Raw genomic sequence first — 25,155 nt, 5'->3', positions numbered from 1 at the left:
TTCCCAGATCGATCGACGTCCTTTCGATCACTCGGCGAAGGCCTGCGCGAAGCGCGTCAGCGTCGGCTCGTCGGTGAGGTCGAGGCGCAGGGGCGTCACCGAGATCCGCTTCTCGGCGATGGCCTTGAGATCCGAGCCGTGGCCCGGCTCGAACCGGGCCTTGGCGAAGGCCAGCCAGAAATACGGGTTGCCGCGCCCGTCGACACGCGCGTCGATCGACAGCAGCGCCTGGTTGCGGAAGCCCTGCGCCGCCACCGCGACGCCCTGCACGTCGGCCGGTTCGCAGTCCGGGAAGTTCACGTTGATCAGGATGCCGGGCTCGATCCCGGTCTCCAGGATCTTGCGGACGACCTTCGCGCCGTGCGTCCGGGCGCAGTCCCACTTGAGCGCGCCGCGCCCGCCGGCGCCGTAGGCCTGGCTCATGGCGATGGAGCGGATGCCGAGGATCGTCCCCTCCATGGCGGCCGCGATCGTGCCCGAATAGGTCACGTCCTCGGCGACGTTCTGGCCGCGGTTGACTCCCGACAGGACGAGGTCCGGACCGTGATCGCCCAGGATGTGGCGCACGCCCAGGATCACGCAGTCCGACGGCGTGCCCTTCACGGCGAAGCGCTGCTCCGAGACCTGCCGCAGCCGCAGCGGATCGTTGAGCGAGAGGGAGTGCGACACGCCGGACTGGTCGCTCTCCGGCGCCACGACCCAGACGTCGTCCGAGAGCTCCCGGGCGATTTCCTCCAGGGTTGCGAGCCCCGGCGCGTGGATGCCGTCGTCGTTGGTGACCAGGATGCGCATCAGCGGGTGCCCTCGATCCGGTTGAGCCCGCCCATGTAGGGGTGGAGCACCGACGGGATGGTGATGCTCCCGTCCGGGTTCTGGTAGTTCTCCATCACGGCGATGAGCGCGCGGCCGACCGCGACGCCCGAGCCGTTGAGCGTGTGGACATAGGCCGGCTTGCCGTCCTTGCCCCGGTAGCGGGCGTTCATCCGCCGCGCCTGGAAATCGCCGCAGACCGAGCAGGACGAGATCTCGCGGTGGGTGCGCTGGCCCGGCACCCAGACCTCGATGTCGTAGGTCTTCTGGCTGGCGAAGCCCATGTCGCCGGTGCAGAGCGTCATCACCCGGTAGGGCAGATCCAGCTTCTTCAGGACCGCCTCGGCGCTTGTGAGCATCCGCTCGTGCTCGTTGGCGGATTCCTCCGGCGTCGTGATCGAGACCAGCTCGACCTTGCTGAACTGGTGCTGGCGCAGCATGCCGCGGGTGTCGCGCCCCGCCGCCCCGGCCTCGGCCCGGAAGCAGGGCGTCAGCGCGGTGAAGCGCAGGGGGAGTTCCTCCTCGCGCAGGATCGCCTCGCGCACGAGGTTGGTCAGCGGCACCTCGGCGGTGGGGACGAGCCAGAAATGCTCGTCGCTGACCGGCGCCGAGTCCGTGCCCGCCTGGCCCTGCAGCGACTTTATGTAATCGAGGCCCTTGAAGACCGAGAACTGATCGTCCTCGAACTTCGGCAATTGCGCGGTGCCGAACATGGCGGCGTCGCGCACCAGCACCGGCGGCGCCACCTCCAGGTAGCCGTGCTCCTGCGTGTGCAGGTCGAGCATGAACTGACCGAGCGCCCGCTCCAGCCGAGCGAGCTGGCCCTTCAGCACCACGAAGCGCGAGCCGGACAGCTTGGCCGCCGCCTCGAAATCCATCAGGCCCGAGGCCTCGCCGAGCTCGAAATGCTCGCGGCCTTCGGTCAGCCGCTCGCGGGTCGCGGCGTGGCTGCGGTAGAGGACGTTGCCGTGCTCGTCCGCGCCCTCCGGCACGTCGGGCTTCGGCCGGTTCGGGATCGCGGCGAGGCGGTCGGCCAGGGTCTTGTCGGCCGCGTCCTGCGCGGCTTTCAGCTCCGGCTCGGCCCCCTTCAGGGCCGCGACCTCGGCCATCAGGGCGGCGGCGCGGTCCTCGTCCTTGGCCTTCTTGGCGCCGCCGATCTCCTTGGCCAGCGCGTTGCGCCGCTCCTGGTTGGCCTGCGCGGCCGAGACCGACGATTTCCGCGCCTCGTCGAGGGCGATCAGCTCGGCCGAGAGCGGCGCGAGGCCCCGGCGCTGGAGGTCGCGGTCGAAGGCGTCCGGGTTCTCCCGGATGGCGCGGATGTCGTGCATCGAGTCGGCTCGGGTCTTCTGCGCGGCGTCGAGCGCGCGGGTCCCGCTTTGCCGCATCGCGTCCGGTGGGACAAGCGCGCGGGAGCGTCCGAGCCGGCCGTCAGCCCTTCGGCGGCGCGAGCTTCAGCTGGTCGATCGCCCAGAGCCACGTGCCGTCCGCTTGCTCGCGGGCGACCTCCACCGAGAATGCGCCGTTGGGCAGCCGCGCGAAGGTCATGGCCAGCGCGCCGTTGCGCAGCGGCGGCGGCGTTTCCGGCGCCGGGAAGTCGGATTTGCGCGCCAGCAGGTCGGCGTAGAAGGTCCGGATCTCGGCGTGGCCCGTGGCGACGATGCGACCCGCCGCCAGCACCGCGTCGGGCTCGTAGAGGGCGACGAGGCCCTCGACGTCGCCGGCATTGGCGCGCTGATTGAACAGGGCAGCGAGCGCCTCGGGGGCGCGGGCGGGCTCTCGCGTCTGGTCCGTCATGGCGTCTCCTCACTCCAGGCATTGCGGCCATTGCGGCCATTGCGGCCATCGCGGCCGTTCGGTGCTGCGGCAATGCGCCGGGCGACCGATCTTTCCGCGTCGCGCGTCATTTCAGGCGCGTGCCGTGGCGGTCGGCCACCGACACGGCGACCGGAATCCCGGCCTTCACGCTCTCCGAGACGGTGCAGAACCGCTCGAACTGCTCCAGCACCCGGTCGATCCGCGGCATGTCGGCGGCGGCGGCGCCGAGCTGGATGTGGACGCCGATCCCGGTGACGCGCAGCCGCCCTTCGGCGTTGCGCTCCACCCGGCAGGATGCCTCGGCCGCGACGCCGTGCGCGTCCTGGCGGAACTTGCCCAGTGCGAAGACGAGGCTGGCGCAGAGGCAGTTCGCGACGCCGGAGATCAGGAGCTGCTCGGGGAACGGCCCGGTCCCGCCGCCGATCGGGGGCGCCTCGTCGGTGCGCAGCGCCGGCAGGGCCGCGCTGAAATCGACCGTGAAGACGTAATCCGCGACCTGGGTGATCCGGATCGTCGGTTCGGCTTCCATCGATGCTCCCCGGCGGACGTGTCGGCGCGACCTGCCGGGTATACCAACGCTCGATCCCGGTTCCCGTTCGGGAGGACCGCGCCATGCGTCCGGACACGGATGATTTCCCTGGTTCTTCCCCGTAGAACCGGCCGCCTGACCGACCCGCACGCGAACCCCCCGATCCGATGACGAGCCCCGCCACCCTTGACACCCTGATGCCGCTCCTGGAGCGCATCGCCACCGCGCTGGAGCGGACCGCGCCCGCCGTCCCACCAGCCTTCGACCCGAGCGCCGCCGACGCGTTCCTGTGGGGGCCCGAGCGCCGGCTGACCCCGGTGCCGCAGGTGGCCCGGGTGGAGATGGGGCTGCTCACCGGCATCGACCGGGCGCGCGACACCCTGGTGGAGAACACCGAGCGCTTCGCCCGCGGCCTGCCGGCCAACAACGCCCTGCTGTGGGGCGCCCGCGGCATGGGCAAGTCCTCGCTGGTCAAGGCGGCCCACGCCGAGATCAACGCCCGCCGGCCCGCCGGCAGCCTGCCGATGAAGCTCGTCGAGATCCACCGCGAGGACATCGAGGCGCTGCCCGACCTGATGGCCCTGCTGCGGCCGGACCCGCACCGCTGGCTCGTCTACTGCGACGACCTCTCCTTCGACGCCGACGACACCTCGTACAAGTCGCTCAAGACGGCGCTCGACGGCGGCATCGAGGGGCGGCCGGGGAACGTGCTGTTCTACGCCACATCGAACCGCCGCCACCTGCTCGCCCGCGACATGGTGGAGAACGAGCGCTCGACCGCCATCAACCCCGGCGAGGCGGTGGAGGAGAAGGTCTCGCTCTCGGACCGGTTCGGCCTCTGGCTCGGTTTCCACAAGTGCAGCCAGGACGAGTACCTGGCGATGATCCGCGCCTACGCCGACCGCTACGGCCTCGCCGTGGCGCCGGACCAGCTGCGCGCCGAATCCCTGGAATGGGCCACCACCCGCGGCTCGCGCTCGGGCCGGACCGCGTTCCAGTTCATCCAGGACCTGGCCGGGCGGCTCGGCAAGACGCTGGACTGAGGGGCGGCGCCGAGCTCTCGTCGTCATCCGCGCCCTGGCTGATGGCGTCAGCCCCGCCGTCTTTGCGAGCGGAGCGAAGCAATCCAGGCAGCGCCACGCTTGGCAATGTCGCGCTGCCCTGGGTCACTTCGCTCCGCTCGTGATGACGGAGGGCGCGCTAGCGCCCGCTCGACCCGAACCCGCCCGCGCCCCGCTCCGAGCCGGGGCCGGGCGCGCCCTCCAGCACAGTCAGCGCCGGCCGCGTGATCCGCGTGAAGACGAGCTGCGCGATCCGCTCGCCCGGCTCGATTCGCACGGGCTCGGATGCGTCGCGATTCCAGGCGGAGACCAGCAGCGGACCCTCGTAATCCGCGTCGATCACACCGGTGCCGTTGCCGAGCACCAGACCGTCCCGGTGTCCGCGGCCCGAGCGCGGGAAGATCAGCCCGCACCAAGCGGGATCGCGGATCAGCACGCTGACCCCCGCCGGGATCAGGACCGCCTTCCCCTGAGGCTGCAACTCCAGGGGCGCGTCGAGGCAGGCGTGCAGGTCGAGGCCGGCCGCGCCCGACGAACCCCAGCGCGGGAAGCCCCAGCCCGGCAGGCGCGGGTCGAGCAGCCGCAGCCCGACCTCCGGCAGGTCGCTCACGCGGTCATCCGCGCGATCGCCTCGGCCATGGCGAGCGTCCGCCGGGCGGCCTCGACGTGGAGGCGCTCGACCATCTTGCCGTCTACCGCGATGACCCCGCGCTCGCGGTTCTCCGGCGCGTCGAACACGTCCATCAGCCGGCGGGCCTGCGCGAGCTCCTCGGCATCCGGCCCGAAGGCGGCGTTGGCCGGGCCGATCTGGCTCGGGTGGATCAGCATCTTGCCGTCGAAGCCGAGGTCGCGGCCCTGCGCGCACTCGGCCTCGAACCCGGTCGCGTCCTTGAGGTCGGTGAACACGCCGTCGATCGCCTCGATCTCGTAGGCCCGGGCGGCGGCCAGGACGTTCATCAGCCAGGGCAGCAGGGCGGCCCGCCCCGGCGGCCGGATCCGCGACGCCTTCAGCAGGTCGTTCGGGCCGATCACCAGGGCGCCGAGCCGGCCGTCCACGTCCCGGGCCGCGCCGGCGATCTCGGCGGCGTTCACCACCGCCATCGGCGTCTCGATCATCGCCCAGACCCGCGTCGCCAGGGGCGCGCCGAGGCGGCGCAGGCGGGAGCCCACGGCGATCAGCGCGTCGGAGGTCCGGACCTTCGGCACCAGGATCGCGTCCGGGGCGGCCGGCGCGAGCGCCACGAGGTCGGCCTCGCCGTCCTCGGTCTCCGGCGGGTTGATGCGGACCACGACCTCGCGCGGGCCGAAGCCCCGCGCGGCGACCGCGGTGGCGACCTGGGCGCGGGCCGCCGCCTTCGCGGCGGGGGCGGTGCCGTCCTCGAGGTCGATCAGAAGCACGTCGGCGGGGAGCGACCGCGCCTTCTCCAGCGCCCGGGCGTTGGAGCCCGGCATCGCCAGCACGCTGCGACGGGGACGGATCTCGCTCATCACGCTTCTCCCGGGCCGGCGGCGCCCTCGGCGACGCGGATAGCTTTCCGCGCGCATCCCGGCAAGAACGCGGGCCGGAACGGCGGCCGCACGCACCGCGGCGGGGGAATGGCATGGCGCGCTGGATCGCGGGACTGGACGGCTGCCGCGGCGCCTGGGCGGGCGCGCTCCTCGACCTCGACGACCCCGACCGGCACCGCTGCGCCCTGTTCCCCGACGTCGCCGCGCTCCTCGACGCGCCGGAGCGGCCCGGCATCGTCGGGATCGACGTGCCGATCGGGCTGCCCGACCGGATCACCGGCGGCGGCCGCGGCGCCGACCGGGCCGCGCGCGCCCGGCTCGGGCCGGCGCGGGCCTCGGTGTTCCCGATGCCGCCGCGGAGCGCGGTCTACGCCCCCGACTACGCCGCCGCGAAGGCCGCCTCGCGGGCCGCGAGCGACCCGCCCTTCGCGCCGTCGATCCAGGGCTACAACATCTTCCGCTACGTCCGCGCGGTCGACACGCTCCTGCGGGAGCGCCCGGAGGCGCGCGCGCGGGTCCACGAGGTGCATCCCGAGGTGGCCTTCCACGCCCTCAACGGCGGCCGGCCGCTCGGCCTGCCCAAGAAGGGCAGGCGCGCCCGCGAGGGGCTGGACCTCCGGCGGGCGCTCCTCGCAGCCGCGGGCCTGCCGGACGCGCTGATCGGGTCCCGGGTCAAGGGCGTTCCGGAGGACGACCATCTCGACGCGCTGGCCGCCCTCGTGGTGGCCCGCGACATAAGCCTCGGACAGGCCGTGCCGCTGCCGGATCCGCCCGAGCGCGACGCCTTCGGGCTCCCCGTCGTGATCTGGGCACCGGCGCCCCGCCCGCCGTCCTGAACCGGCGCCCCGCACCTCCGCCGGGCGCGTCGGCGACCGCAACGTGCTGTTTTGCACGCAGGCGCGCGCGCGGCCGGTGTCCGTCCCCGGCGCGCGCTCTAGCTCTGGCTGCATGAGCGCCGCGAACTCCCTGCCCGTCCGACACATCGCCCGCGCGATCGTCCTCGATCCGCGGGACCGGATCCTGCTCATCGCCTACACGTCGGTCCACGCGAGGGGGCCGGACGGGGCGCCGCTCCGGTTCTGGTTCATGCCCGGCGGCGGCCTTGAGCCCGGCGAGGACCACGTCACCGCCTGCCGGCGGGAACTCGAGGAGGAGATCGGCCGGGGCGACGCCACGATCGGCCCGCAGGTCGCGGCCTGCGACGGCCCGTTCCACCTGTTCCGTCAGGCACGGGACGCCCGGGAGCGCTACTTCCTCGTCCGCCTGCCCGACGACCGGGTCGACACGAGCCGGCTCGCCGAGACCGAGGACAACCCGCTGATCGGGACGCGCTGGTGGCCGCTCGACGAGTTGCGCGCTAGCGGTGAGCACGTCGAGCCGGCCGGTCTCGCGGATCTGGCGTCGGACCTCGCGTGCGGGACTATTCCGGCTCAGCCGCGCGTTCTTGCTTGGCGAGGACTTTGATTTCACTCCCGCTGTCGCGGATTTGTCTAACTGGAGACGACTTTATGTTCCCCGTCTACCTGACCGAAGGCTACCGGTCCTTCCTCCTCGACCGCTTCCCGACCGAGCGTCGGCGCTTCGCGCAGCTCGCCTCGACGCAGAATCCGGAGATCCTGGTCATCAGCTGCTGCGACAGCCGGGTCTCGCCCAGCGCGATCTTCAATGCCGGCCCGGGCGAGCTGTTCACGATCCGCAACGTCGCCAACCTCGTGCCGGTCTACCAGCCGGACGGCCAGTATCACGGCACCTCGGCGGCCCTGGAATTCGCCGTCCAAGCCCTGGAGGTGAAGCACATCGTCGTCCTCGGGCATGCCACCTGCGGCGGCATCAAGGCCTGGGCCAACAAGGCGAAGCCGCTCTCGCCCGGCGACTTCATCGGCAAGTGGGTCTCGCTCGTGGGTCAGGCCGAGGACAAGGCCGGCGATCCCGCCGCGCCGAACTACCTGACCAAGCTGGAACATGCCGTGGTCGTCCAGAGCATGGAGAACCTGCTGACCTTCCCGTTCGTGAAGGAGCGGGTCGACGACGGCCGCCTCGAGATCCACGGCGCGCATTTCGGCGTGGCCAGCGGCTCCCTGCTGGTGCGCGATCCGCAGTCCGGCGAGTTCAAGCCGCCGATCGACACGACCGGCCAGTCGGTCCGTTCCGTCGCCGCCATCGCGTGCGAGTGAGCGCACGGCGCGGGCGCTGAGATTCGGGACCGGTCGGCCGGTCCCGGATCCGATGATGCTGGGACGCGCCGGCGCGGCGCGTCCGCGAAGGTCGTTCGCCGCGGTCGGCCGGCGATCATCCTGGCTCGAACAGCCATCGACATGAGAAAGGCGGCGGGCTCGCGCCCGCCGCCTTCTCGTTCGGCCCGGCCGAGGCCGGGCCGCCGAAGTCTGTGCCGCTTACATGGCGCCCGGGAGACGCTCGGCCTGCTGCAGGTGCATCTGCAGGGCCGGCAGGGCCTGCTGGGCGTAGTTGCGCAGGGCCGGGTTCGGGCCGCCCTGAGCGTAGGCCTGGGTCATCGCGATGGTCATCTGATGGGCCTGGATCTGCTGCGACGCGTACAGGCGGTCGAAGCGGGCGCCGGCCGGGGCGGCCGAGAGCTGGGCCAGCATCGCCTGCTGCTCCGGGTTCGGCGGGACGATCGTCGAGGCGCCGGTCGCCATCACGTCGCCGCGGCCGATCTGGCCACCCGCGGCGGCGCCGCGCGCCGCGCCAGCACCCGCGCCCTCGAGGCCGCCGACCGGGCCGCCCGCCAGGGTGCCGCCGACCACGCCGGTCGCCGCGCCGACGCCGGCGCCCACGGCGCTGCCCGCCACCGCGATCGGGGCGGTGACCAGGCCACCGAGGCCCGGATCGCCGGCGACGCCGTTCATCTGGCCGCCGGCCAGGGCGACGTTGGCGGCGCGGTGGTCACGGAGCACCTCCTGGGCGTAGGAGCGGATGCGCGGGTTGCGCGACTTGGACAGGGCGATCTGCGAGGACTGGATCTCGAAGGCGTTCGCCTGCATCGACTGCATGCGGAAGTCGTTGGCGCTCTGGGCCATGGCCGGGGTCGACAGCGCCAGGACGAGCGCGGACGCGGCAGCGTAGTTCTTCAGCATCGGGACCTCTGTTCGAGATGGGCACGCGAACCGCGGAAGGACGCCGCATGTGCAGCACGGACGCCTCGGCAGACGACGTCGCAGGCAACTCGGAGCCGGCGGGTTCGCGAATTGGTCCGTCAACGAGGCTATCGGCTTATGGTTCCTGCCGTTTTCGCATCGGACAATACGGTTCCCGAGCGGATCTAATCCGGCGCGCGTGCCCTCTCGGTGAACCCCGCAGGATGCCGATCGCGCTCGTCCGGGACGGTGGCCTCGGCGGGTGGGTCCTTCCGGCCGCACCTCCGGGCAGGGCTCGAAGCGCGACGCGCGCGGGCAGCCCGTGATCGTCGTCGCCGTCCAGATCCTCCGCGCCGCCGCCGCCCTCATGGTGGCATGGCACCACGCGCGGCACGAGGCGGGCCTCCTCGCTGACCGGGGCGCCGGCCCGGCGCTCGATCCCGCGACGCTGCTGCCCTGGTGGGGCGGGGTCGACCTGTTCTTCGTGATCTCCGGCTTCGTCATCGTCCATGCCGGCGGCCGGCTCGCGGGCCGGTCGGGCGGCCGCGCCCGCTTCCTCGCCCACCGGGTCGCCCGGGTGGTGCCCCTCTACTGGCTGGTGAGCCTGCTCTACCTCGTCCTGGCGCTCGCGCGGCCGGACCTTCTGGGCGAGGCCGCCGCGCTGGTGCGCGACCCGGTCGCCCTCGCGGCGAGCTTCCTGTTCTGGCCGGCGGCCCGCCCCGACGGCACCGTCCAGCCGCTCTACGGCCTCGGCTGGACCCTGAACTACGAGGCGGCCTTCTACGCACTCTTCGCCGCGGGTCTCGGCTTCGGGCGGCGCGGCGCCGTCGCGTGGCTGTGCGGGAGCTTGGCCGTCCTCGTGGCGGTCGGCGCCCTCGTGCCGGGCCTGCCGGTGCCGCTGCGCTTCTGGTCGGATCCGATCGTACTCGAATTCGCCGCCGGCGCCGGTCTCGCCTTCGCCTGGGGCGCGGGGTTCCGGCCGGCCCTCCCCCTGCGGGTCGGGCTCGCGGTGCTGGGCGTGCTGGGGCTGATCCTGGCCGCGCGGGTGCTCGCGGGTCTCGGCGAGGCCGACGGGTTCCTGCGCCCGCTCCTCGTCGGCGGGCCGGCCGTCCTGCTGGTGGCGGCCGCCCTCGGGCCACCCCGCGACGCGGCCGCGGTCGCGCGGCTGCCGTCCCCCGTGCGCGGGCTCGTCGCGCTCGGCGACGCATCCTACGCCCTCTACCTCGTGCACCCGTTCGCGCTGCGCCTCGTGCGCGAGGCGCTGCTCCGGCTCGGCCTTGCCCCCGCCCTGCATCCCTTGGCCAGCATGGCGCTGATGCTCGCGGGCAGCGCCGCGGCCGCGCTCGTGGTCCACCGCCTCGTCGAGCGGCCCCTGACCCGGGCCCTCCGGAGGCGGCTCGATCCGGGCGCGCCGCAAAACCGTGTGCGCGCCGTGCCGGCCCCGGTTCCACCGCGCGGCCGGGAGGATTAGCCTCGCCTGCCCGAGGAGAAGGCCAGCATGAAGACCCTGCTCGTTCCCGTCGCGATGCACGACGCCCTGCCCTCCGTCTTCGAGACGACCCGGCTGGCGGCCACGCGCTTCGGCAGTCTGATCGAGGGCGTGTCCCTGCGCCCGGCGCTGGCCGAGTACGTGCCGGTCGACATGGTCGGCGGCATGACGTGGCTGCGCGACGAGGAGGCCGACCGGGCCGAGGCCGAGGAGGCGGGCGGCCGCTTCGTGGCCTTCATGGACGGCGCCGGCATCCCGCGGCACGCCCGCGACGGGCTCTGCATACCGGACCGGGTGCCGGATGCCGGACCGCGCTACCGCTGGCGACAGGACGTCCCCACCGGCGACGCGTTCCTCGGGCAGTACGCGCGGCTGTTCTCGGCAACGGTGGTCGGGCGTCCCGGCACCACCGACAACGCCCCGCGCATGACCACGTTCGAGACGGCCCTGTTCGAGAGCGGCCGCCCGATCCTGCTGGCGCCGCCTACGGCACCGGCCAGCCTCGGTGACGCCGTGGTCATCGCCTGGAACGGGTCGACCGAAACCGCCCGGGCGGTGGCTTTCGCGATGCCGTTCCTGCGGCGGGCCGAGCGGGTGCTCGTGCTCAGCGTCGAGGGTGGCATGGTGCCGGGCCCGACCGCGCAGGACCTCGCCCAGGCCCTGGCCTGCGAGGGTGTGGACGCGTCGCACCGGGCCCTGCCGGCCGGCCGGCGCGTGCCCGGCGAGACCTTTCTGGCGGAGGCGAAGGCGTTCGGCTGCGATCTTCTCATCAAGGGCGCATATACCCAGAGCCGCCTGCGCCAGATGATCTTCGGCGGCGTCACCAGCCACGTTCTCGCCCACGCCGACATGCCGGTGCTGATGGCGCATTGAGCGCTCCGCGAGCCCGGCCGACGGATTGCGGCACCGCATGTCCTTCGGCGCCGGGAACCCTGCCCGGTGACCGGCGTTCGGGTCCCGCGGCCGGACGGCACGCCCATTGTCCACACGCTCGGAAAGGAGCCCCGTGAAGAGCCCCGTCAGACGTCTCTTCCTCGCCGGCCTTCTGGCGATCGCGACCATCCCCGCCGCACGCGCTGAGCCGGCGACCGTCCGGTTCCGCGGCACCGTGGTCCAGGCCGATTCGGAGCGCGTGGAGATCCGCCGCACCAGCGGCAGCACCCTGGCCGTGCGGATGGGCCCCCGGACCCGCATCTACGCGGTGAACGGCGCCAGCCTGCGGGCGATCAAGCCGGAGAGCTACGTCAGCGTCCTCGGTGCGTCCGATTCCGAGCCGCGGCAGGCGACCGCCGTGACCCTGTACTCTCCGTCCGAGCGCGGGTTCGAGGCCGGCAGCCAGACCTGGGACACCGCGCAGGGCGCGCGCCTCACCGCCGGCTGGGTGGCCGACGTGCAGCGGGGCGCGCCAATGCGTCTGACCCTCGCCTATAACGGCGGCCAATCGTCCTTCGCGATCCCCGACGACACGCCGGTGACGCAGTTCTCGCCTGGTGAGAAGGCGATGCTCCAGCGGGGCGCCGCCGTGACGATCTTCGCGCGCCCGGACGAGGACGGCGGGCTGATGGCGGGGACGATCGCGGTGGGCCGCCAGGGCGTCGTGCCGGGTCTCTGAGCCGATCGGGCCGCTGCGTCACCAACGGCGCAGCAAACCCGCGCGCCGACGCGGAAGCTGCGCTACACCGGTCGGCGATGACCGAGCCCGCCTTCACCCTCGACCCGCGCCTGTCGGCTGACACCGCAGAAGTGGGCGACCTCGCCCTGTGCCGCGTGCTGCTGATGGACGATGCCCGGTTCCCGTGGCTGATCCTAGTGCCGCGCCGGCCGAACCTCACCGAGATCACCGACCTCTCCGAGACCGATGCCGCGGCGCTCTGGAAGGAGATCCGCCTCACCACGGGGGTGATGCAGGCCCTGTCCAAGCCCGACAAGGTGAATGTCGGCGCCCTGGGCAACGTGGTGTCGCAGCTCCACGTCCACGTGGTCGGCCGCTTCCGGTCGGATCCCGCCTGGCCGGGGCCGGTCTGGGGGTTCGAGACCCGCAAGCCCTACCCGCCCCACGCCCGCGCCCAGCTCCTCGAGCGCGCCGGCGCCCTCTTCTCCGCGGCCTGACCCTCGCATGACCGATCCCCGCGACACCCTCGGCTTCGTCCGAAACCGCCTCGACCGGCACTCGGCCGAGCAGCCCGAGGAGGCGGTGCCCGCCTTCGACACGCCCGAAGCCCGCCTCGTGCTGATCTGCGGCGACCGGATCGTGCTGCGCGGGGAGACCGCGCTGATCGCGGTCGCGGAGGCGGCGGACCTCGCCGGCGAGATGCGCATCTTCCTCGGGCACCGGGACGGGCAGCCCGTCTTCGCCGCCGCCGCGCCGGCCGAGGCCGCGGAGCGCTTCTCCGAGGGGCCGACCCGTACCCTCGACCTGAGGTCGATCGCCACCGACTCCGCCGTGGAGGCCGAGGAGCTCGGCCTGCTCGCCGTGGCCAAGTCCATGCTCGACTGGCACGCCCGCCACGGCTTCTGCGCCAATTGCGGCACCGCCACAGTCTCGAAGGCCGGCGGCTTCCGCCGGGAATGCCCGAGTTGCAGCGCCCACCATTTCCCCCGGGTCGATCCGGTGGTGATCATGCTGGTGCGCCGGGGAGACACCTGCCTGCTCGGCCGGGGTCCGCATTTCCGCCCGCACATGTATTCCTGCCTCGCGGGCTTCCTGGAGCCCGGCGAGACGATCGAGGACGCGGTGCGCCGCGAGGTGTTCGAGGAGACGCAGATCCGCGTCGGCGCTGTCACCTACCGGACGTCGCAGCCCTGGCCGTTCCCGTCGTCGCTGATGATGGGCTGCGCCGCCGAGGCGCTCGACGAGGTTATCGTGACCGATCCCAGCGAGCTGGAGGATGCGCGCTGGTTCAGCCGGGCCGACGTCGCGGCCATGCTGGCGGGAACGCATCCCGAGGGGATCCTGGCGCCGCCGCCTATGGCGATCGCCAACTACCTGATGCGCGCCTTCGTGGCCGGCGAGACCTGATCCGGATCAGCCGGACGCGCCGGAGCCGCTGATCTTCAGCTCCCCCGCCGCGCCCGCGTCATCGGCCTCAGACCGCCACGCGGGCCTGCTCCGCCTGGGCCGGGAGCGCGCCACGCATCTCGGAGAAGGCCTCGCCCACCATCAGCAGCGCCGGCCCGTCGAGGCCCGCCGCCTCGACCCTGTCGGCGAGGTCGGCGGCCGTGCCGCGCAGGGCCTGCTGGTTCGGGCGGGTGGCGTTGAACACCAGCAGCGCCGGCGTCGTGGGCGCCAGCCCCTCCTCCACGGCGCGCGCCAGCAAGGCCCGCAGGGTCCGCTTCGGCATGTAGACGACCGTGGTGACGCTCGGATCGGCGAGAGCGCCCCAGTTCAGGTCGTCCGGCAGCGCCCCGCGGCGGTCGTGGCCGGTGACGAACTGGAGCCGGCGCGCGGCGTCGCGATGGGTCAGGGACAGGCCGAGGGACGCCGCCGCACCCTGCGCGGCCGAGACGCCCGGCACCACGGTCACCGGGATGCCGGCGGCCCGGCAGGCCTCGATCTCCTCGCCGGCCCGGCCGAAGACCAGCGGGTCGCCGGATTTCAACCGCACCACCTGCTTGCCCGAGCGGGCGAGTTGCACCATCAGCGCGTTGATGTCGTCCTGGCGGCAGGACGGGCCGTGGCCGGTCTTGCCCACCAGCATGGTGCGGGCCTCGCGGCGGGCGTAGTCCAGGATCTCGGGCGCGACGAGGTCGTCGTAGAGGATGACGTCGGCGTTGCGCAGCGCCCGCAGCGCCTTGAGCGTGAGCAGCTCCGCGTCGCCGGGGCCGGCCCCGACCAGCGTCACGGCGCCGCCCTTCGGGGCGGCCTCGGTCTCGCCGAGCAGCTCGGCGAGATCCCGGTCCGACGGCGCCCGGTCGGGCTCCGCGAAGGCCCGGTCGGTGAAGCGCTCCCAGAAGAACCGCCGGTCGGCGAAGCCGTGGAAGCGGGCCGTGACGCCGTCGCGCCAGTCGCGGGCGGCCGCGACCCAGCGACTGAACCCGCGGGGCAGCATCGCCTCGATCCGGGCGCGCACGGTCTGCCCGAAGACCGGGGCCGCACCCTCGGTTGAGATGCCGACCACGAGCGGCGAGCGGTTGACGATGGCGCCGAACTTCACGTCGCAGAGGTGTGGCCGGTCCACCGCGTTGACGATGGCGCCGGCGCCGCGGGCGGCCGCCACGAAGGCGACGCACTCGGCCTCGTCCCCCATCGCGCCGATGCAGAAGGCCGCGCCCCAGAGATCGTCCGGGCTCCAGGGGCGTTCGTGCAGGACCACCTGCCCGTCGACGATCTCGCCCGGCACGGCGCGCAGCTCCTCGCCGGGCTCGGGCGCGTAGACGTCGACATGGGCGCCGGCGGCGGCCAGCACCTTCACCTTCCAGGGGGCGCCGCCGGACGAGCCGGCGAGCACCACCCGCTTGCCGCGCAGGGGGACGAAGACGGGCAGCACCGCCAGCGGCTCCAGGCCGGCAGCCTTGGTCTCGCGGGGGGCGCGGGCTGCGCGCAGGGGGGTCTCGGTCACGGGCCTGTCCTGAATCGTCCTGATCCGGCCGGTCCCGACTGCCCCCTCATCCTCGGGTACCGGAGCGGAGGCCTCGAAGGAGGCTCCAGTCGGCCGCAATCCCTGGAGCTCTTCTTCGAGGACCGCTGACGCGGGCACCTCAGGATGAGGTGATCTGACAGGAGAAGCCGATCCATCCTCGCCGGCGAGTGTATCAGAAAATCACGCGGCGCATGCGGTCTGCCCGGCCAGCATCTTGCGGATCTCCGGTATGCACGAGCCGCAATTCGTCCCGGCCTTGCAGGCGGCACCCACCGCCTCCACGGAGCCGGCGCCTCCGGCGATGGTCGCGGCGATAATGTCCGCGCCGACGCCGTGACAGGCGCAGACCACCGGACCCGCCGAGGCGGTCGCCGCGCGGCCCGAGAGCAGCGCCCGCCGCTCGGCGGCGTCGGGCGCCTTGGCGGTGAACAGGACCTTGGCGGCCTCCCAGTCCGGCCGCTCGGCGGCGGGGGCGTAGGCGAGGCAGGCGACGAGGCGGTCGCCGTCGTAGACCGCGCAGCGGTAGCGATCGCGGGCGTGGTCGGCGTATTCCGCCAGCTCGCCGCCCGGCAGCGCCTCGCTCTGGATCAGCCCGCGCACCATCAGCGCCACGGCGCGGGAGCTGTCGGCGGTGGCGAACTGCGCGCCCCAGCCGCCGGTGATCGCGGCGCGCGCCCACCACCAGCCCTCGGGCAGCGCCACCTGTCGGCGCGTCAGCAGGAAGCCGCGGGCGCGGTAGCCGACGGACTCGACCGCCGCGGGGGTCGCCTTGAGCTCGGGCTGACCCGACACCGGGTCGGTCATGCCCCGCACCAGCGCGCCGACCCGGGCCCGCGACGCGAAGGCGCCGCCCCAGTGCATCGGCATGAACAGGCTGCCCGGCACCACCGTGTCGGTGACCGTCACCTCCAGCTCGGCCGCGCCGTGCGCGGTCGTGAGCCGGGCGATGTCGCCCTCCGCGAGGCCGTGGACCGCCGCGTCGTCCGGATGGACCTCGACGAACGGCACGGCCCGGTGCGCGGAGAGCCGCGGGCTCTTCCCGGTGCGCGTCATCGTGTGCCAGTGGTCGCGGACCCGGCCGGTGTTGAGCATGAGCGGGAACGCCGCCGAGGCCGCGAGCGCGAGGGCCGGCGGCTGCACCGCGACGAAGCGGGCGCGCCGGTCGAAGGTGTAGAACCGGCCGTCGCCGAACAGCCTCGCCTTCCCCTGCGGGGCGCCCCGGAAGCCGGAGCGCTTCGGGATCGGCCACTGCACCGGCAGGGCCGCCTCGTAGGCGGCGTCGCCGATGTCCGCGAGCGCGCCGAGGTCGAAATCGCGCGTGCCGTTGTTCTCGTAGGCCGAGAGCCCGGCATGCTCGCGGAAGATCGCGGCGGCCGAGTCGAACGCGAAGGCCCGGCCGTGGCCGAGGCGGCGCCCGACATCCGCCAGCGCCGCCCAGTCCGGCCGGGCCTCGCCGGGGCTCGCGAGGAAGCGGCGCTGGCGCGAGATCCGGCGCTCGGAATTGGTGACCGTGCCGTCCTTCTCGCCCCAGGCCTGGGCGGGGAGAAGCACGGTGGTCCTGGCCCGCCCCCGCGCGGTGTCGGAATCCGCCACCGCCTCGGACACCACGTAGAGGTCGAGGCCGGCGAGCGAGTCCCGGATCGCGTCAGCCCGCGGCATCGAGACCAGCGGGTTGGTGCCCATCACCCACAGCGCCTTGATCTTGCCCCGGCCGATCGCCTCGAACAGCGCCACCGCCTTCATGCCCTCGCCGGTGATGATCCGCGGGGCGCCCCAGTAGCGGCGCACCCGGTCCACCTCCTCGGGGGTGAAGTGCATGTGGGCGGCCAGCATGTTGGCGAGCCCCCCGACCTCGCGCCCGCCCATGGCGTTCGGCTGGCCGGTCAGCGAGAACGGCCCCATCCCGGTCTCGCCGATCCGGCCGGTGACGAGGTGGCAGTTGATGATGCTGTTGCCCTTGTCGGTCCCCTGCGCCGACTGGTTCACCCCCTGCGAGAAGGCCGTGACCACCCGGCGGGTGCCGGCGAACAGGGCGTAGAAGGCCGCGATATCGGCCTCGGTCACGCCGGTGACGGCGGCGACAGCCGCGAGGTCCGGCGCGATCTGGCGGGCGCGGTCGAGGGCGCCGTCGAGGCCGGCCGTGTGGGAATCGATGAAGGCGCGGTCGCGGAAACCGTTGTCCGACAGGTAGACCAGCAGGCCCGAGAACAGGGCGGTGTCGGTGCCCGGCCGGATGCCGAGGAACAGGTCGCATTCCTGCGCGGTCTGGGTCCGGCGCGGGTCGATGACCACGAACTTGGTGCCGCGGCGCTCCTTGGCGTCGGCCATGCGGCGGAACAGGACCGGGTGGCACCACGCGGTGTTGGAGCCGACCAGCACGATCAGGTCGGCCTCGTCGAGATCCTCGTAGCAGCCCGGGACCGTGTCGGAGCCGAAGGCCCGGCGGTGGGCCGCGACCGCGCTCGACATGCAGAGGCGCGAGTTGGTGTCTACGTGCGGCGTGCCGATGAAGCCCTTCGCGAGCTTGTTGGCGACGTAGTAATCCTCGGTGAGGAGCTGGCCCGAGAGGTAGAAGGCGATCGCGTCCGGCCCGTGCTCGTCCGCCACCGCGCGGAGCTTGCCGGCGACCGTGTCGAGCGCGGCATCCCACGAGACCTGGGCGCCGTCGACCTGCGGGTGGAGCAGGCGGTTCTCGAGCGACAGGGTCTCGCCCAGCGCCGAGCCCTTCGAGCACAGGCGGCCGAAATTGGCCGGGTGCTCGGAATCGCCCGCGATGGTGGCGCCGCCCTGCCCGTCCGGGGTCGCGAGCACGCCGCACCCGACCCCGCAATAGGGGCAGGTGGTCCGCACCGTCGGCGCCGCCACTGGCTGGGTCATGGCTGAATCCTCGCAGGGTCGTCCTGGGCGGGAGCAAGCTTCGCGCCGCCGTTCCCCTCCCCCCTGTGGGGAGGGGTTAGGGGTGGAGGTGGTGCAGAAGGCACCGCCCGAGCCCCGTCCTGCGCCACCCCCACCTCCGGCTCCTCCCCACAAGCTCGAGCGATCCCGGGCAAGCCCGGGGTCGCCAGGGGAGGAGAGCAAGTTGCGGTTCAGTACACGTCGGCCTGATACCGCCCGGCCTTCTTGAGCGCGGCGAGATAGGCCACCGCGTCCTCGGGGCTCTTGCCGCCGAACTGCGCCGCCACGTCGATGATCGCCCGCTCGACGTCCTTGGCCATGCGCTTGGCGTCGCCGCAGACGTAGAAATGCGCGCCGCCCTCGAGCCACTTCCACAGCTCGGCGCCGTTCTCGCGCATCCGGTCCTGGACGTAGGTCTTCTCCGTCCCGTCCCGCGACCAGGCCAGGGACAGGCGGGTGAGCACCTTGTCGTCCTTCAGGCTGTTCAGCTCGTCCTTGTAGAAGAAGTCCGAGGCCTGCCGCTGGTGGCCGTAGAACAGCCAGTTGCGGCCCGGCGCCCGCGTGGCGGCGCGCTCGCGCAGGAAGGCCCGGAACGGCGCGATGCCGGTGCCTGGGCCGCACATGATCACGTCCTTCGACAGGTCGGCCGGCAGGCCGAAGCCGTGCGCCTTCTGGAGGTAGACCTTCACCCTGGTCTGCTCCGGAAGGCGCTCACCGAGGTGCGTCGAGGCCACGCCCAGCCGCAGCCGCGAGCGGTGGTTGTAGCGCACCGCGTCCACGGTCAGCGACACGCGGCCGACATCCATCTTGGGCGAGGACGAGATCGAGTAGAGCCGCGGCTGCAACTCGTCCAAGGCCTCCAGGAAGACCTCGGCGTCGGGCCGCGCGCCCGGGAACTTGTGGAGCGCGCCGAGCACGTCGAGATAGGCGGCGTCGCCGTCCGGATCCTCGCCGGAGGCGAGCGCCTGCGCCTTCTTGCGCGCCGCCCCGGAGGTGAGCAGCGACAGGAGCTGGTACAGATTGTCGGGCGCCGCGCCGAGCGCGTAGTTGATCAGCAGGTGCTCGCGCAGGGTCCTTTCCCCGATCACCCGCTCGGGCCGGGCGCCGAGTTCCGCGATCACGGCATCCACCAGTGCGGGGGCGTTGGCGGGGAACAGGCCCAGCGAGTCGCCGACCTCGTACTGGATCGGCGTGCCGTCGAGCCCGATCTCGATGTGCCACGTCTCCTTCTCGCCGCCCGGATCGTTGAGGCGTCGACGGGACAGGAACAGCGCCTCGACCGGGTTCTCGCGGCAGTAGCCGAGCGGGCCGAGATCGGCCGCCGCCTTCGGGACGTCGTCCTCCGCCTTCGGCGCCGCCGGGGCGCCGCCGGCGGCGCCGAACTCCTCGTCCAGCTTCTTGAGCATGCGCAGGGTCTCTTTGCCGCCGGGCTGGCAAAGGTTCAGGCGCGCCTCGTTCTTGAGGAAGATGGCGTTGGCGTAGTCGGCGCAGTTGTAGCCGCACTGGCCGCAATCCTGCTGGGCCATGGCGGCCATCAGCTTCTGCGGTTCGGGCCGGTCCTTGGCCATCGCCATCCGGTCGGCGATCGGCACGGACGGGTCGTGCCAGGGGGCATCGTCGTTGTCGGCGAGTTTCGGCCCCGTGGCGGGGCCCTCGCCGGGCGCGAGCGCCGTCGCGCCCGCGACGGCGGGGCCGAGCAGGGCCGCGAAGTAGCCCGAGAGCCAGGCGCGCTGGTCCTCGTTGAAGGGCGCGGTCTCGGGGATCAGGACGAGGGGGGGCGAGACGTGCTGGGTCATGCGGCGGCCTTCAGGGCGGGCTGGTCCTCGGCGGCGTCGCGGAGCGCCTCCGCGCCGGTGCGGCTGGTGAAGGCCTGGAAGCTCTCCTCGGGGCCCTGGCGGAGGGCGAGGTAGGCACGCAGCAGCGCCTCGACGCGGGCGGGCGCATCCTCGGCCTTCACGGCCTTCCAGATCTCGGTGCCGATCTTCGGGTTCTCGGCGAAACCGCCGCCGACCACGACGTCGTAGCCCTCGACGGTGTCGCCCTCCTCCGAGACGACGACCTTGGCGCCGATCAGCCCGATATCGCCGATGTAGTGCTGGGCGCAGCTGTGGTGGCAGCCGGTGAGATGGACGTTCACCGGCACGTCGAGGTTCGGCAGGGCCGTCTCGACGTGGTCGGCGATGATCAGCGCGTGGCCCTTGGTGTCGGAGGCCGCGAACTTGCAGCCCTTCGCCCCCGTGCAGGCCACGAGACCGGAGCGGATGCCCGCCGCCTTGGTGGTGAGGCCGAGATCGAGCACCCGCTGCTCAACCTCGGCGACCTTCGCGTCCGGAACCCCGGAGAAGATGAAGTTCTGCCAGACGGTGAGGCGGATCTGGCCGTCGCCGCACTCGGCGGCGATCTTGGCCAGTGCCCGGACCTGATCGCTGGTCATCTTGCCGACCGGCAGGACCACGCCGATCCAGTTGAGGCCGGGCTGTTTCTGGGCGTGGACGCCGACATGGGCGAACCGGTCGGTGGCCTTCCGCGGCGCGACCTGCTCCGGCGCGACCCGGTCGAGCTTGCGGCCGAGCTTGTCCTCGACGGCCGCGAGGTACTTGTCGAAGCCCCAGGCGTCGAGGACGTACTTCATCCGGCTCTTGTTGCGGTTCGTCCGGTCGCCGTTCTCGATGAACACCCGGATGATCGCGTCGGCGACGGCGTTGCAGTCCTCGGGCTTCAGCACGATGCCGGTATCGCGGGCGAGGTCCCGGTGGCCCGAGATGCCGCCGAGCACGAGGCGCATGTAGATGCCGGGCGGCACGGCGGCGCCGTCCAGCACTTCCACGGCCTGGAAGCCGATGTCGTTGGTCTCCTCCAGGGTCGGCATCACGCCGCTGCCGTCGAAGGCGACGTTGAACTTGCGCGGCAGGCCGTAGAGCGAGCGGTCGTTCAGGATCCAGTTGTGCCAGGACTTGGCGAGCGGGCGCGTGTCCAGAAGCTCCTGGGCGTCGATGCCGGCGGTCGAGGAGCCGGTGACGTTGCGGATGTTGTCGGCGCCCGCCCCCCGGGCCGTGAGGCCGATATCGGTGAGCCCGTCGAGGAAGGGCTGGGCGTGCTCGGGATCGATCTCCCGCACCTGCAGGTTCGCCCGGGTGGTCACGTGGACGTAGCCGCCGCCGTGCTGGTCGGCGAGGTCGGCGATGCCGGCGAACTGCCAGTGGTGCAGGATCCCGTTCGGGATCCGCAGCCGGCACATATACGAGACCTGGTTCGGCGCCACCCAGAACATCCCGTGGTAGCGCCAGCGGAAATTGTCCTCGGGCTTCGGCTGCTTGCCGGAGGCGGCCTCCTGGATGAGGCGGTTGTGGCCGTCGAACGGGTTCTCGGCGCGCTTCCATTTCTCCTGGTCGCAGAGCTTGCCGCCGTCCTTGACGGTCCGGTCCTGCGCCTTGATGTGGATCGCGTCCGGGCCCGTCGGCTCGGCCGGCGGCGCGGCCGCCCCCGCCCCGCCCGCGGCGAGGCCGCCGGTCAGGCGGACGGCGGCGATGCCGGAGGCGAAGCCCTCGAGGTAGCGCTTCTGCTCGGCCTCGAACGCGCCCGCGGCGGTCTGGGTGGTGGTCTCGGACATCCGCGCCTCCTCAAGCAGCCAGGGGCTCGGGCGCGGGGCGCCCGAACATCAAGTCGTCCACGTTCTCGATCGGGTCGCCGGAGCGGATCAGCCCCTTGCAGGCGCCCTGCTCGGCGATGTCGCCGACGAACACCGCGCCGATCAGCCGGCCGCCGCGCACCAGCAGCTTGCGGTAGAGGCCGGCGCCGGGATCGGAGAGCACGATCGCCTCCGCGTCGTCGGGCGTGTCGACGATCCCGGCCGAGAAGACCGGCAGGCCCGAAACCTTCAGGCTCGTGGACAGGGCCGTGCCCCGGTACTCGGCCGGCTCGCCCGAGAGGTGGCGGGCGAGCGTGTCGGCGTGCTCGTAGGCGGGCTCGACCAGACCGTAGATCTGGCCGCGGTGCTCGGCGCACTCGCCGAGCGCGAAGATCCGCGGGTCCGAGGTGGTCATCCGGTCGTCGACCGTGATGCCCCGGCCGATCGCCAGCCCGGCTTCCTGCGCCAGCGCCACCGAGGGGCGCACGCCCACCGACATCACCACGAGGTCGGCCGGGAGCGCGGTGCCGTCCGCCAGCACGAGGCGCTCGACCCGGGACGCGCCCTCGATCCGGGCGGTGTCGGCCTTGAGGATGACGCGCACGCCCCGCGCCTCCATGGCGCGCTTCACCAGCCCGGCGGCGTGGTGATCGAGCTGGCGCTCCATCAGCCGGTCCATGACGTGGAGCAGCGTGGTCTCGACGCCGAGGCGCGCGAGCCCGACCGCCGCCTCGAGGCCCAGGAGGCCGCCGCCGATGACGATCGCCTTCGCGTGCTGCACGGCTGCACGGCGGATCGCCGCCACGTCGGCGAGGTCGCGGAAGGTGATGACGCCCGGAAGGTCCATGCCGGGCTTCGGCAGGCGGATCGGCAGGGAGCCGACCGCGAGGACCAGCCTGTCGAAGGGCACGACGTGGGTCGCGCCCACGATGACGAGCCCGTTCTCCCGGTCGATCCGCGTCGCCGGCGCGCCGGTGATCAGGCGGATGCCGTGATCCGCGTACCAGTCGAGGCCCCGGAAGGCGCAGGCCGCCTCGTCGACCTCGCCGCCGAGCAGCGAGGAGAGCAGGACCCGGTTGTAGGCGGCCGTGGGCTCGGCCCCGATGCAGGTGATGTCGTAGCGGCCGGGCGCGGCCTCGGTGAGCCGCTCCAGGAAGCGCAGCGAGGCCATGCCGTTGCCGACGACGACCAGCCTCTCGCGCGGCGGGCCGTTCCCGGCGCCCGCGTCGTGTCCGCGTGTGTCCATGGGGGATGTCGCCATCGCTCGATCGCGTCTGGAACCTCGAGTGCAGGGTCGTTGGCGGACCGCCCACGAAAAAGCCGCTGCCGGTCGTCTCCCGGCAGGCTTCAGCCCCAGGGAGAACCGGATCAGCGGCCTCGCTGACGGCGCTGTCCGTCGCCGTTGACGGACGGGGGGAGGTTTGCAGGTTCCGTGCCAGACGCCACGCGGCCCGCGAGCGCCGCGCGGACCCGCAGGATCGGTGGGGCGGCCGGGACGATTCGGCCGTCTGAGCGGCGGCTTCGGCACTGCACAAAAACTGTGCGACCCGTCGCAAAAGCGATCACGGGCGGACCGGGCTTTCCGGCAGCGACAGGAGGGTCGGGACGTTTCCGGAGGCGCGTCGACGGGGGGCTACCGCGCGCACGCGATCGCCGCGTCGGCCCCGATGGGCTGACCGGCAACGCGCAGCTTCGGATTATGATGAACGTTTTACGTCAGTTCTCGCGACTATATCGCCGCGAGTCGGACCGATTCTCGAGGTACAGAATCGCAGACGTGCAATGCCGGCGCCTGGAACGCGCCCGCATCGACGTCGCGGTCCGTCACAGGAGTGTCGACAGCATCGCCAGGAGCCCCAGCGTCGGCATCGCGCCGGCGGCCAGGACCCAGTACCAGGCGTGGTGCGATCCCGCCCGACGGTTGTCGTTGCAGGCGCGGGGCACGCGGCCGCCCCGCGTGACGTAGCGTCGAAGCTCGACCCGCCCGCGCGGATGCGAGATCAACGATCCAGTTTCGAGTTTGCGGCATCCGGGCATGGCTCAAGCACAACGGGCGAGCGTGCCCCGCGTTCCGCCGCTGTTCGCCGCGATTCCGCGCGCCGATGACGAACCGCGCGAAGTGTCGCCGTCGTCAGAGATCCGCGATCGCCGCCCGGTACAGATCCGCCCTGTAGACGGTCGCGATCGCCGCCGCGATGTCGAACTGCGCGGGCAGCTGCTGCGACGCCCGCATCTGCTCCAGCAGCCACCGGGCCTGCGCGGCGCGCGGCTCCTCGACCGCCGCGCCGAAGCGGATGCGCGTGCCGGGCCCGGCGGACGGGTCCGGATCGCCGAAGGCCCGGCCGACCAGGGCGGGATCGAGGTCGAGATAGGTCCGGCGGGCGAGGCGATGGATCAGTTCGGTCCGATTCTCCGGATCCGCGCACCAGCGTCCGGCCCGGGCGACCGCCCGCACCAGCGGCAGGATCGCGCCGTCGAGCCGCGCGGAGACGGCCAGCACCTTCTCGGTCGCGTTCGGCGCGAGGGCGCTGCCGTGGACCGCCACACGCCCGTGGCCGGCCGCGACCGCCACGTCGTTCCAGGGCGCGCCAGCGCAGAACCCGTCGACCAGGCCGCGCGCCAGCGCCTCAACGCAGTGCTGCGGCGGGACCACGACGGTGCGGAACGCCGCCGCGTCGAGGCCGCCGGCCTCGGCGAACAGCCGCACTTGGTAGCTGTGGCACGAGAAGGGATGCACCGTGCCGAGGGTCAGCGGGGTGCCGGCGCGGTGCCGGGCCTCCGCCACGCCCGCGAAGGCGCGGGCGACATCCGCCAGGGCCTCGCTGGCCGGGTCCATCGCCCCCCAGAGCGTGTTGGACAGCGTGACGGCGTTGCCGTCGGTGCTGAGCTGGAGCGGCACGATCAGGTCGGAGGGCGGCCCCGACAGGGCGAGCCGGCTCGCCAGCGCCAGCGGCGCCAGCATGTGCGCGCCGTCGAGATGGCCCAGCGCCAGCCGGTCGCGCAGCGTCGCCCACGAGGGCTCGGCGGTGAGGTCGAGGTCGAGCCCCTCGGCCCGGGCGAAGCCGAGTTCGTGGGCCGCGATCAGGGGCGCCGCGTCGCAGAGCGGAACGTAGCCGAGCTGGAGCCTCATCCGAGCAGGTCCGCGGTGGTGACGATCGCCCGGGCGATGTCGGCGATCTTGCGCTTCTCGTTCATGGCCTTGCGGCGCAGCTGCTTGTACGCCTCGTCCTCGGAGAGACCTTTCATGGTCATCAGGATGCCCTTCGCCCGCTCGATCAGCTTGCGGTCGGCGAGTTCGCCCCGCGCCTCCGTCAGCTCGCGCTGGAGGCGCGCGAAGGCGTTGAAGCGCAGGATCGCGATGTCGAGGATCGACTTGATCCGTTCCGCCCGCAGCCCGTCCACCACGTAGGCGGAGATCCCGGCATCGACGGCGGCCTGCATCATGGTCGAGTCCGAGCGGTCGACGAACATCGCCACGGGCCGCTCGACCTGCCGGGAGACACCCGACATCTGCTCCAGGATGTCCCGGCTCGGGCTCTCCAGATGGATCACCACCACGTCGGGCTTGAGCGCGGCAACGCGCTCCATGAGGTCGGCGGTGTCGGGAATCACGACCACGCGCCCGATCCCGGCGGCGCGCAGGCCCTCTTCCAGGATGGCCGCGCGGGCGCGGCTCGGGTCGATCACGGCGACGGTGAGATTGGTTTCAGTCATCGTGGCCCGGTACGGGGCGGGTCTTCTTCT

At 72.7% G+C, this 25,155-nt stretch carries 24 protein-coding genes; 9 read left to right on the top strand and 15 right to left on the bottom strand.

Going from position 1 to position 25,155, the window contains the following annotated elements; genetic code table 11:
- Nucleotides 1-27: 27 nt before the first annotated feature.
- The 4 genes from surE to ACQKQD_RS25650 all read right to left on the bottom strand — a co-directional run bounded on the left by surE (nt 28) and on the right by ACQKQD_RS25650 (nt 3,154).
- Nucleotides 28-792 (bottom strand): 5'/3'-nucleotidase SurE, encoded by a 765-nt coding sequence (gene surE, locus ACQKQD_RS25665; RefSeq protein WP_427509925.1) that lies wholly within the window; start codon nt 790-792, stop codon nt 28-30.
- Nucleotides 792-2,138, bottom strand: coding sequence for a serine--tRNA ligase (gene serS / locus ACQKQD_RS25660; RefSeq protein ID WP_427509924.1), 1,347 nt, complete (start codon nt 2,136-2,138; stop codon nt 792-794). Before serS ends, surE begins: the two co-directional genes overlap by 1 nt.
- 100 nt (nt 2,139-2,238) lie before the next feature.
- Nucleotides 2,239-2,604, bottom strand: coding sequence for a YybH family protein (locus ACQKQD_RS25655; RefSeq protein WP_100252426.1), 366 nt, complete (start codon nt 2,602-2,604; stop codon nt 2,239-2,241).
- Between the two features lie 106 nt (nt 2,605-2,710).
- Complete coding sequence (locus ACQKQD_RS25650; protein ID WP_427509923.1) at nt 2,711-3,154, bottom strand: OsmC family protein; 444 nt, start codon at nt 3,152-3,154, stop codon at nt 2,711-2,713.
- Between the two features lie 167 nt (nt 3,155-3,321).
- Here ACQKQD_RS25650 and ACQKQD_RS25645 point away from each other — a divergent pair, with 167 nt between their 5' ends.
- On the top strand, nt 3,322-4,197 hold the full coding sequence (locus ACQKQD_RS25645; protein WP_020094198.1) for an ATP-binding protein: 876 nt from the start codon (nt 3,322-3,324) through the stop codon (nt 4,195-4,197).
- 157 nt (nt 4,198-4,354) lie between these two features.
- On the opposite strand, the gene dut is transcribed toward ACQKQD_RS25645, so the two are convergent.
- The gene (gene dut / locus ACQKQD_RS25640) at nt 4,355-4,825 is read right to left on the bottom strand and encodes a dUTP diphosphatase (protein WP_132367485.1); all 471 of its coding nucleotides are present in this window, start codon (nt 4,823-4,825) and stop codon (nt 4,355-4,357) included.
- Nucleotides 4,822-5,703 (bottom strand): HpcH/HpaI aldolase/citrate lyase family protein, encoded by an 882-nt coding sequence (locus ACQKQD_RS25635; RefSeq protein ID WP_427509922.1) that lies wholly within the window; start codon nt 5,701-5,703, stop codon nt 4,822-4,824. The genes dut and ACQKQD_RS25635 overlap by 4 nt, the downstream gene beginning before the upstream one ends.
- 113 nt (nt 5,704-5,816) lie before the next feature.
- On the opposite strand from ACQKQD_RS25635, the gene ACQKQD_RS25630 reads away from it, so the two are divergent.
- From ACQKQD_RS25630 to ACQKQD_RS25620, 3 genes are all read left to right on the top strand, one after another.
- Nucleotides 5,817-6,560, top strand: coding sequence for a DUF429 domain-containing protein (locus tag ACQKQD_RS25630; protein WP_427509921.1), 744 nt, complete (start codon nt 5,817-5,819; stop codon nt 6,558-6,560).
- A 112-nt stretch (nt 6,561-6,672) separates the two neighbouring features.
- On the top strand, nt 6,673-7,188 hold the full coding sequence (locus tag ACQKQD_RS25625) for an NUDIX hydrolase (RefSeq protein WP_427509920.1): 516 nt from the start codon (nt 6,673-6,675) through the stop codon (nt 7,186-7,188).
- 44 nt (nt 7,189-7,232) lie between these two features.
- Entirely contained in the window at nt 7,233-7,898 is a 666-nt protein-coding gene (locus tag ACQKQD_RS25620) for a carbonic anhydrase (protein ID WP_020094193.1), read from the top strand.
- A 219-nt stretch (nt 7,899-8,117) separates the two neighbouring features.
- On the opposite strand, the gene ACQKQD_RS25615 is transcribed toward ACQKQD_RS25620, so the two are convergent.
- On the bottom strand, nt 8,118-8,819 hold the full coding sequence (locus tag ACQKQD_RS25615; RefSeq protein WP_020094192.1) for a DUF4142 domain-containing protein: 702 nt from the start codon (nt 8,817-8,819) through the stop codon (nt 8,118-8,120).
- 322 nt (nt 8,820-9,141) lie between these two features.
- Here ACQKQD_RS25615 and ACQKQD_RS25610 point away from each other — a divergent pair, with 322 nt between their 5' ends.
- The 5 genes from ACQKQD_RS25610 to nudC all read left to right on the top strand — a co-directional run bounded on the left by ACQKQD_RS25610 (nt 9,142) and on the right by nudC (nt 13,327).
- Nucleotides 9,142-10,290: an acyltransferase family protein gene (locus ACQKQD_RS25610; protein ID WP_100252456.1), complete on the top strand. Its 1,149-nt coding sequence runs from the start codon at nt 9,142-9,144 to the stop codon at nt 10,288-10,290.
- A gap of 27 nt (nt 10,291-10,317) precedes the next feature.
- Nucleotides 10,318-11,181 (top strand): universal stress protein, encoded by an 864-nt coding sequence (locus tag ACQKQD_RS25605; protein WP_020094190.1) that lies wholly within the window; start codon nt 10,318-10,320, stop codon nt 11,179-11,181.
- 133 nt (nt 11,182-11,314) lie between these two features.
- Nucleotides 11,315-11,920, top strand: a complete 606-nt coding sequence (locus ACQKQD_RS25600) for a hypothetical protein (protein WP_020094189.1) — start codon at nt 11,315-11,317, stop codon at nt 11,918-11,920.
- Between the two features lie 77 nt (nt 11,921-11,997).
- Complete coding sequence (locus ACQKQD_RS25595; RefSeq protein ID WP_020094188.1) at nt 11,998-12,417, top strand: HIT domain-containing protein; 420 nt, start codon at nt 11,998-12,000, stop codon at nt 12,415-12,417.
- Between the two features lie 7 nt (nt 12,418-12,424).
- A complete protein-coding gene (nudC, locus tag ACQKQD_RS25590) occupies nt 12,425-13,327 on the top strand; it encodes an NAD(+) diphosphatase (RefSeq protein ID WP_100252422.1) in 903 nt (300 codons plus the stop codon).
- 67 nt (nt 13,328-13,394) lie between these two features.
- Here the strand turns inward: nudC and cysG are convergent, their stop codons facing one another.
- The 8 genes from cysG to ACQKQD_RS25550 form a co-directional block, all read right to left on the bottom strand.
- Nucleotides 13,395-14,867: a siroheme synthase CysG gene (gene cysG / locus ACQKQD_RS25585; protein WP_427509919.1), complete on the bottom strand. Its 1,473-nt coding sequence runs from the start codon at nt 14,865-14,867 to the stop codon at nt 13,395-13,397.
- A gap of 201 nt (nt 14,868-15,068) precedes the next feature.
- Entirely contained in the window at nt 15,069-17,765 is a 2,697-nt protein-coding gene (locus ACQKQD_RS25580; protein WP_427509918.1) for a molybdopterin-dependent oxidoreductase, read from the bottom strand.
- 209 nt (nt 17,766-17,974) lie between these two features.
- Nucleotides 17,975-19,579, bottom strand: coding sequence for a sulfite reductase subunit alpha (locus ACQKQD_RS25575; protein ID WP_091979137.1), 1,605 nt, complete (start codon nt 19,577-19,579; stop codon nt 17,975-17,977).
- On the bottom strand, nt 19,576-21,393 hold the full coding sequence (locus ACQKQD_RS25570) for a NirA family protein (RefSeq protein WP_103985600.1): 1,818 nt from the start codon (nt 21,391-21,393) through the stop codon (nt 19,576-19,578). Before ACQKQD_RS25570 ends, ACQKQD_RS25575 begins: the two co-directional genes overlap by 4 nt.
- 10 nt (nt 21,394-21,403) lie before the next feature.
- Nucleotides 21,404-22,657, bottom strand: a complete 1,254-nt coding sequence (locus tag ACQKQD_RS25565) for an NAD(P)/FAD-dependent oxidoreductase (RefSeq protein ID WP_427509917.1) — start codon at nt 22,655-22,657, stop codon at nt 21,404-21,406.
- 578 nt (nt 22,658-23,235) lie between these two features.
- Nucleotides 23,236-23,415, bottom strand: coding sequence for a hypothetical protein (locus ACQKQD_RS25560; RefSeq protein ID WP_020094181.1), 180 nt, complete (start codon nt 23,413-23,415; stop codon nt 23,236-23,238).
- 127 nt (nt 23,416-23,542) lie between these two features.
- Nucleotides 23,543-24,541, bottom strand: a complete 999-nt coding sequence (locus ACQKQD_RS25555) for a CmpA/NrtA family ABC transporter substrate-binding protein (RefSeq protein WP_427509916.1) — start codon at nt 24,539-24,541, stop codon at nt 23,543-23,545.
- Nucleotides 24,538-25,125: an ANTAR domain-containing response regulator gene (locus tag ACQKQD_RS25550; RefSeq protein WP_026605088.1), complete on the bottom strand. Its 588-nt coding sequence runs from the start codon at nt 25,123-25,125 to the stop codon at nt 24,538-24,540. Before ACQKQD_RS25550 ends, ACQKQD_RS25555 begins: the two co-directional genes overlap by 4 nt.
- Nucleotides 25,126-25,155: the final 30 nt, after the last annotated feature.

Origin of the sequence: Methylobacterium sp. NPDC080182 (assembly GCF_050281105.1) — a bacterium.
Lineage (GTDB): Bacteria > Pseudomonadota > Alphaproteobacteria > Rhizobiales > Beijerinckiaceae > Methylobacterium.
The sequence above is the reverse complement of the archived record's forward strand: the minus strand, read 5'-3'. Positions and strand labels throughout refer to the sequence as shown.

Bases quoted from the DNA above. Each gene is read 5' to 3' on its own strand.
- ACQKQD_RS25555 (WP_427509916.1), bottom strand. From the start codon at position 24,541: ATGAGGCTCCAGCTCGGCTACGTTCCGCTCTGCGACGCGGCGCCCCTG.
- ACQKQD_RS25620 (WP_020094193.1), top strand. From the start codon at position 7,233: ATGTTCCCCGTCTACCTGACCGAAGGCTACCGGTCCTTCCTCCTCGAC.
- ACQKQD_RS25565 (WP_427509917.1), bottom strand. From the start codon at position 22,657: ATGGACACACGCGGACACGACGCGGGCGCCGGGAACGGCCCGCCGCGC.
- ACQKQD_RS25650 (WP_427509923.1), bottom strand. From the start codon at position 3,154: ATGGAAGCCGAACCGACGATCCGGATCACCCAGGTCGCGGATTACGTC.
- ACQKQD_RS25570 (WP_103985600.1), bottom strand. From the start codon at position 21,393: ATGTCCGAGACCACCACCCAGACCGCCGCGGGCGCGTTCGAGGCCGAG.
- ACQKQD_RS25645 (WP_020094198.1), top strand. From the start codon at position 3,322: ATGACGAGCCCCGCCACCCTTGACACCCTGATGCCGCTCCTGGAGCGC.
- serS (WP_427509924.1), bottom strand. From the start codon at position 2,138: ATGCACGACATCCGCGCCATCCGGGAGAACCCGGACGCCTTCGACCGC.
- ACQKQD_RS25615 (WP_020094192.1), bottom strand. From the start codon at position 8,819: ATGCTGAAGAACTACGCTGCCGCGTCCGCGCTCGTCCTGGCGCTGTCG.
- ACQKQD_RS25635 (WP_427509922.1), bottom strand. From the start codon at position 5,703: ATGAGCGAGATCCGTCCCCGTCGCAGCGTGCTGGCGATGCCGGGCTCC.
- ACQKQD_RS25595 (WP_020094188.1), top strand. From the start codon at position 11,998: ATGACCGAGCCCGCCTTCACCCTCGACCCGCGCCTGTCGGCTGACACC.
- ACQKQD_RS25625 (WP_427509920.1), top strand. From the start codon at position 6,673: ATGAGCGCCGCGAACTCCCTGCCCGTCCGACACATCGCCCGCGCGATC.
- surE (WP_427509925.1), bottom strand. From the start codon at position 792: ATGCGCATCCTGGTCACCAACGACGACGGCATCCACGCGCCGGGGCTC.
- ACQKQD_RS25550 (WP_026605088.1), bottom strand. From the start codon at position 25,125: ATGACTGAAACCAATCTCACCGTCGCCGTGATCGACCCGAGCCGCGCC.
- ACQKQD_RS25605 (WP_020094190.1), top strand. From the start codon at position 10,318: ATGAAGACCCTGCTCGTTCCCGTCGCGATGCACGACGCCCTGCCCTCC.
- ACQKQD_RS25630 (WP_427509921.1), top strand. From the start codon at position 5,817: ATGGCGCGCTGGATCGCGGGACTGGACGGCTGCCGCGGCGCCTGGGCG.
- ACQKQD_RS25655 (WP_100252426.1), bottom strand. From the start codon at position 2,604: ATGACGGACCAGACGCGAGAGCCCGCCCGCGCCCCCGAGGCGCTCGCT.
- ACQKQD_RS25575 (WP_091979137.1), bottom strand. From the start codon at position 19,579: ATGACCCAGCACGTCTCGCCCCCCCTCGTCCTGATCCCCGAGACCGCG.
- ACQKQD_RS25580 (WP_427509918.1), bottom strand. From the start codon at position 17,765: ATGACCCAGCCAGTGGCGGCGCCGACGGTGCGGACCACCTGCCCCTAT.
- nudC (WP_100252422.1), top strand. From the start codon at position 12,425: ATGACCGATCCCCGCGACACCCTCGGCTTCGTCCGAAACCGCCTCGAC.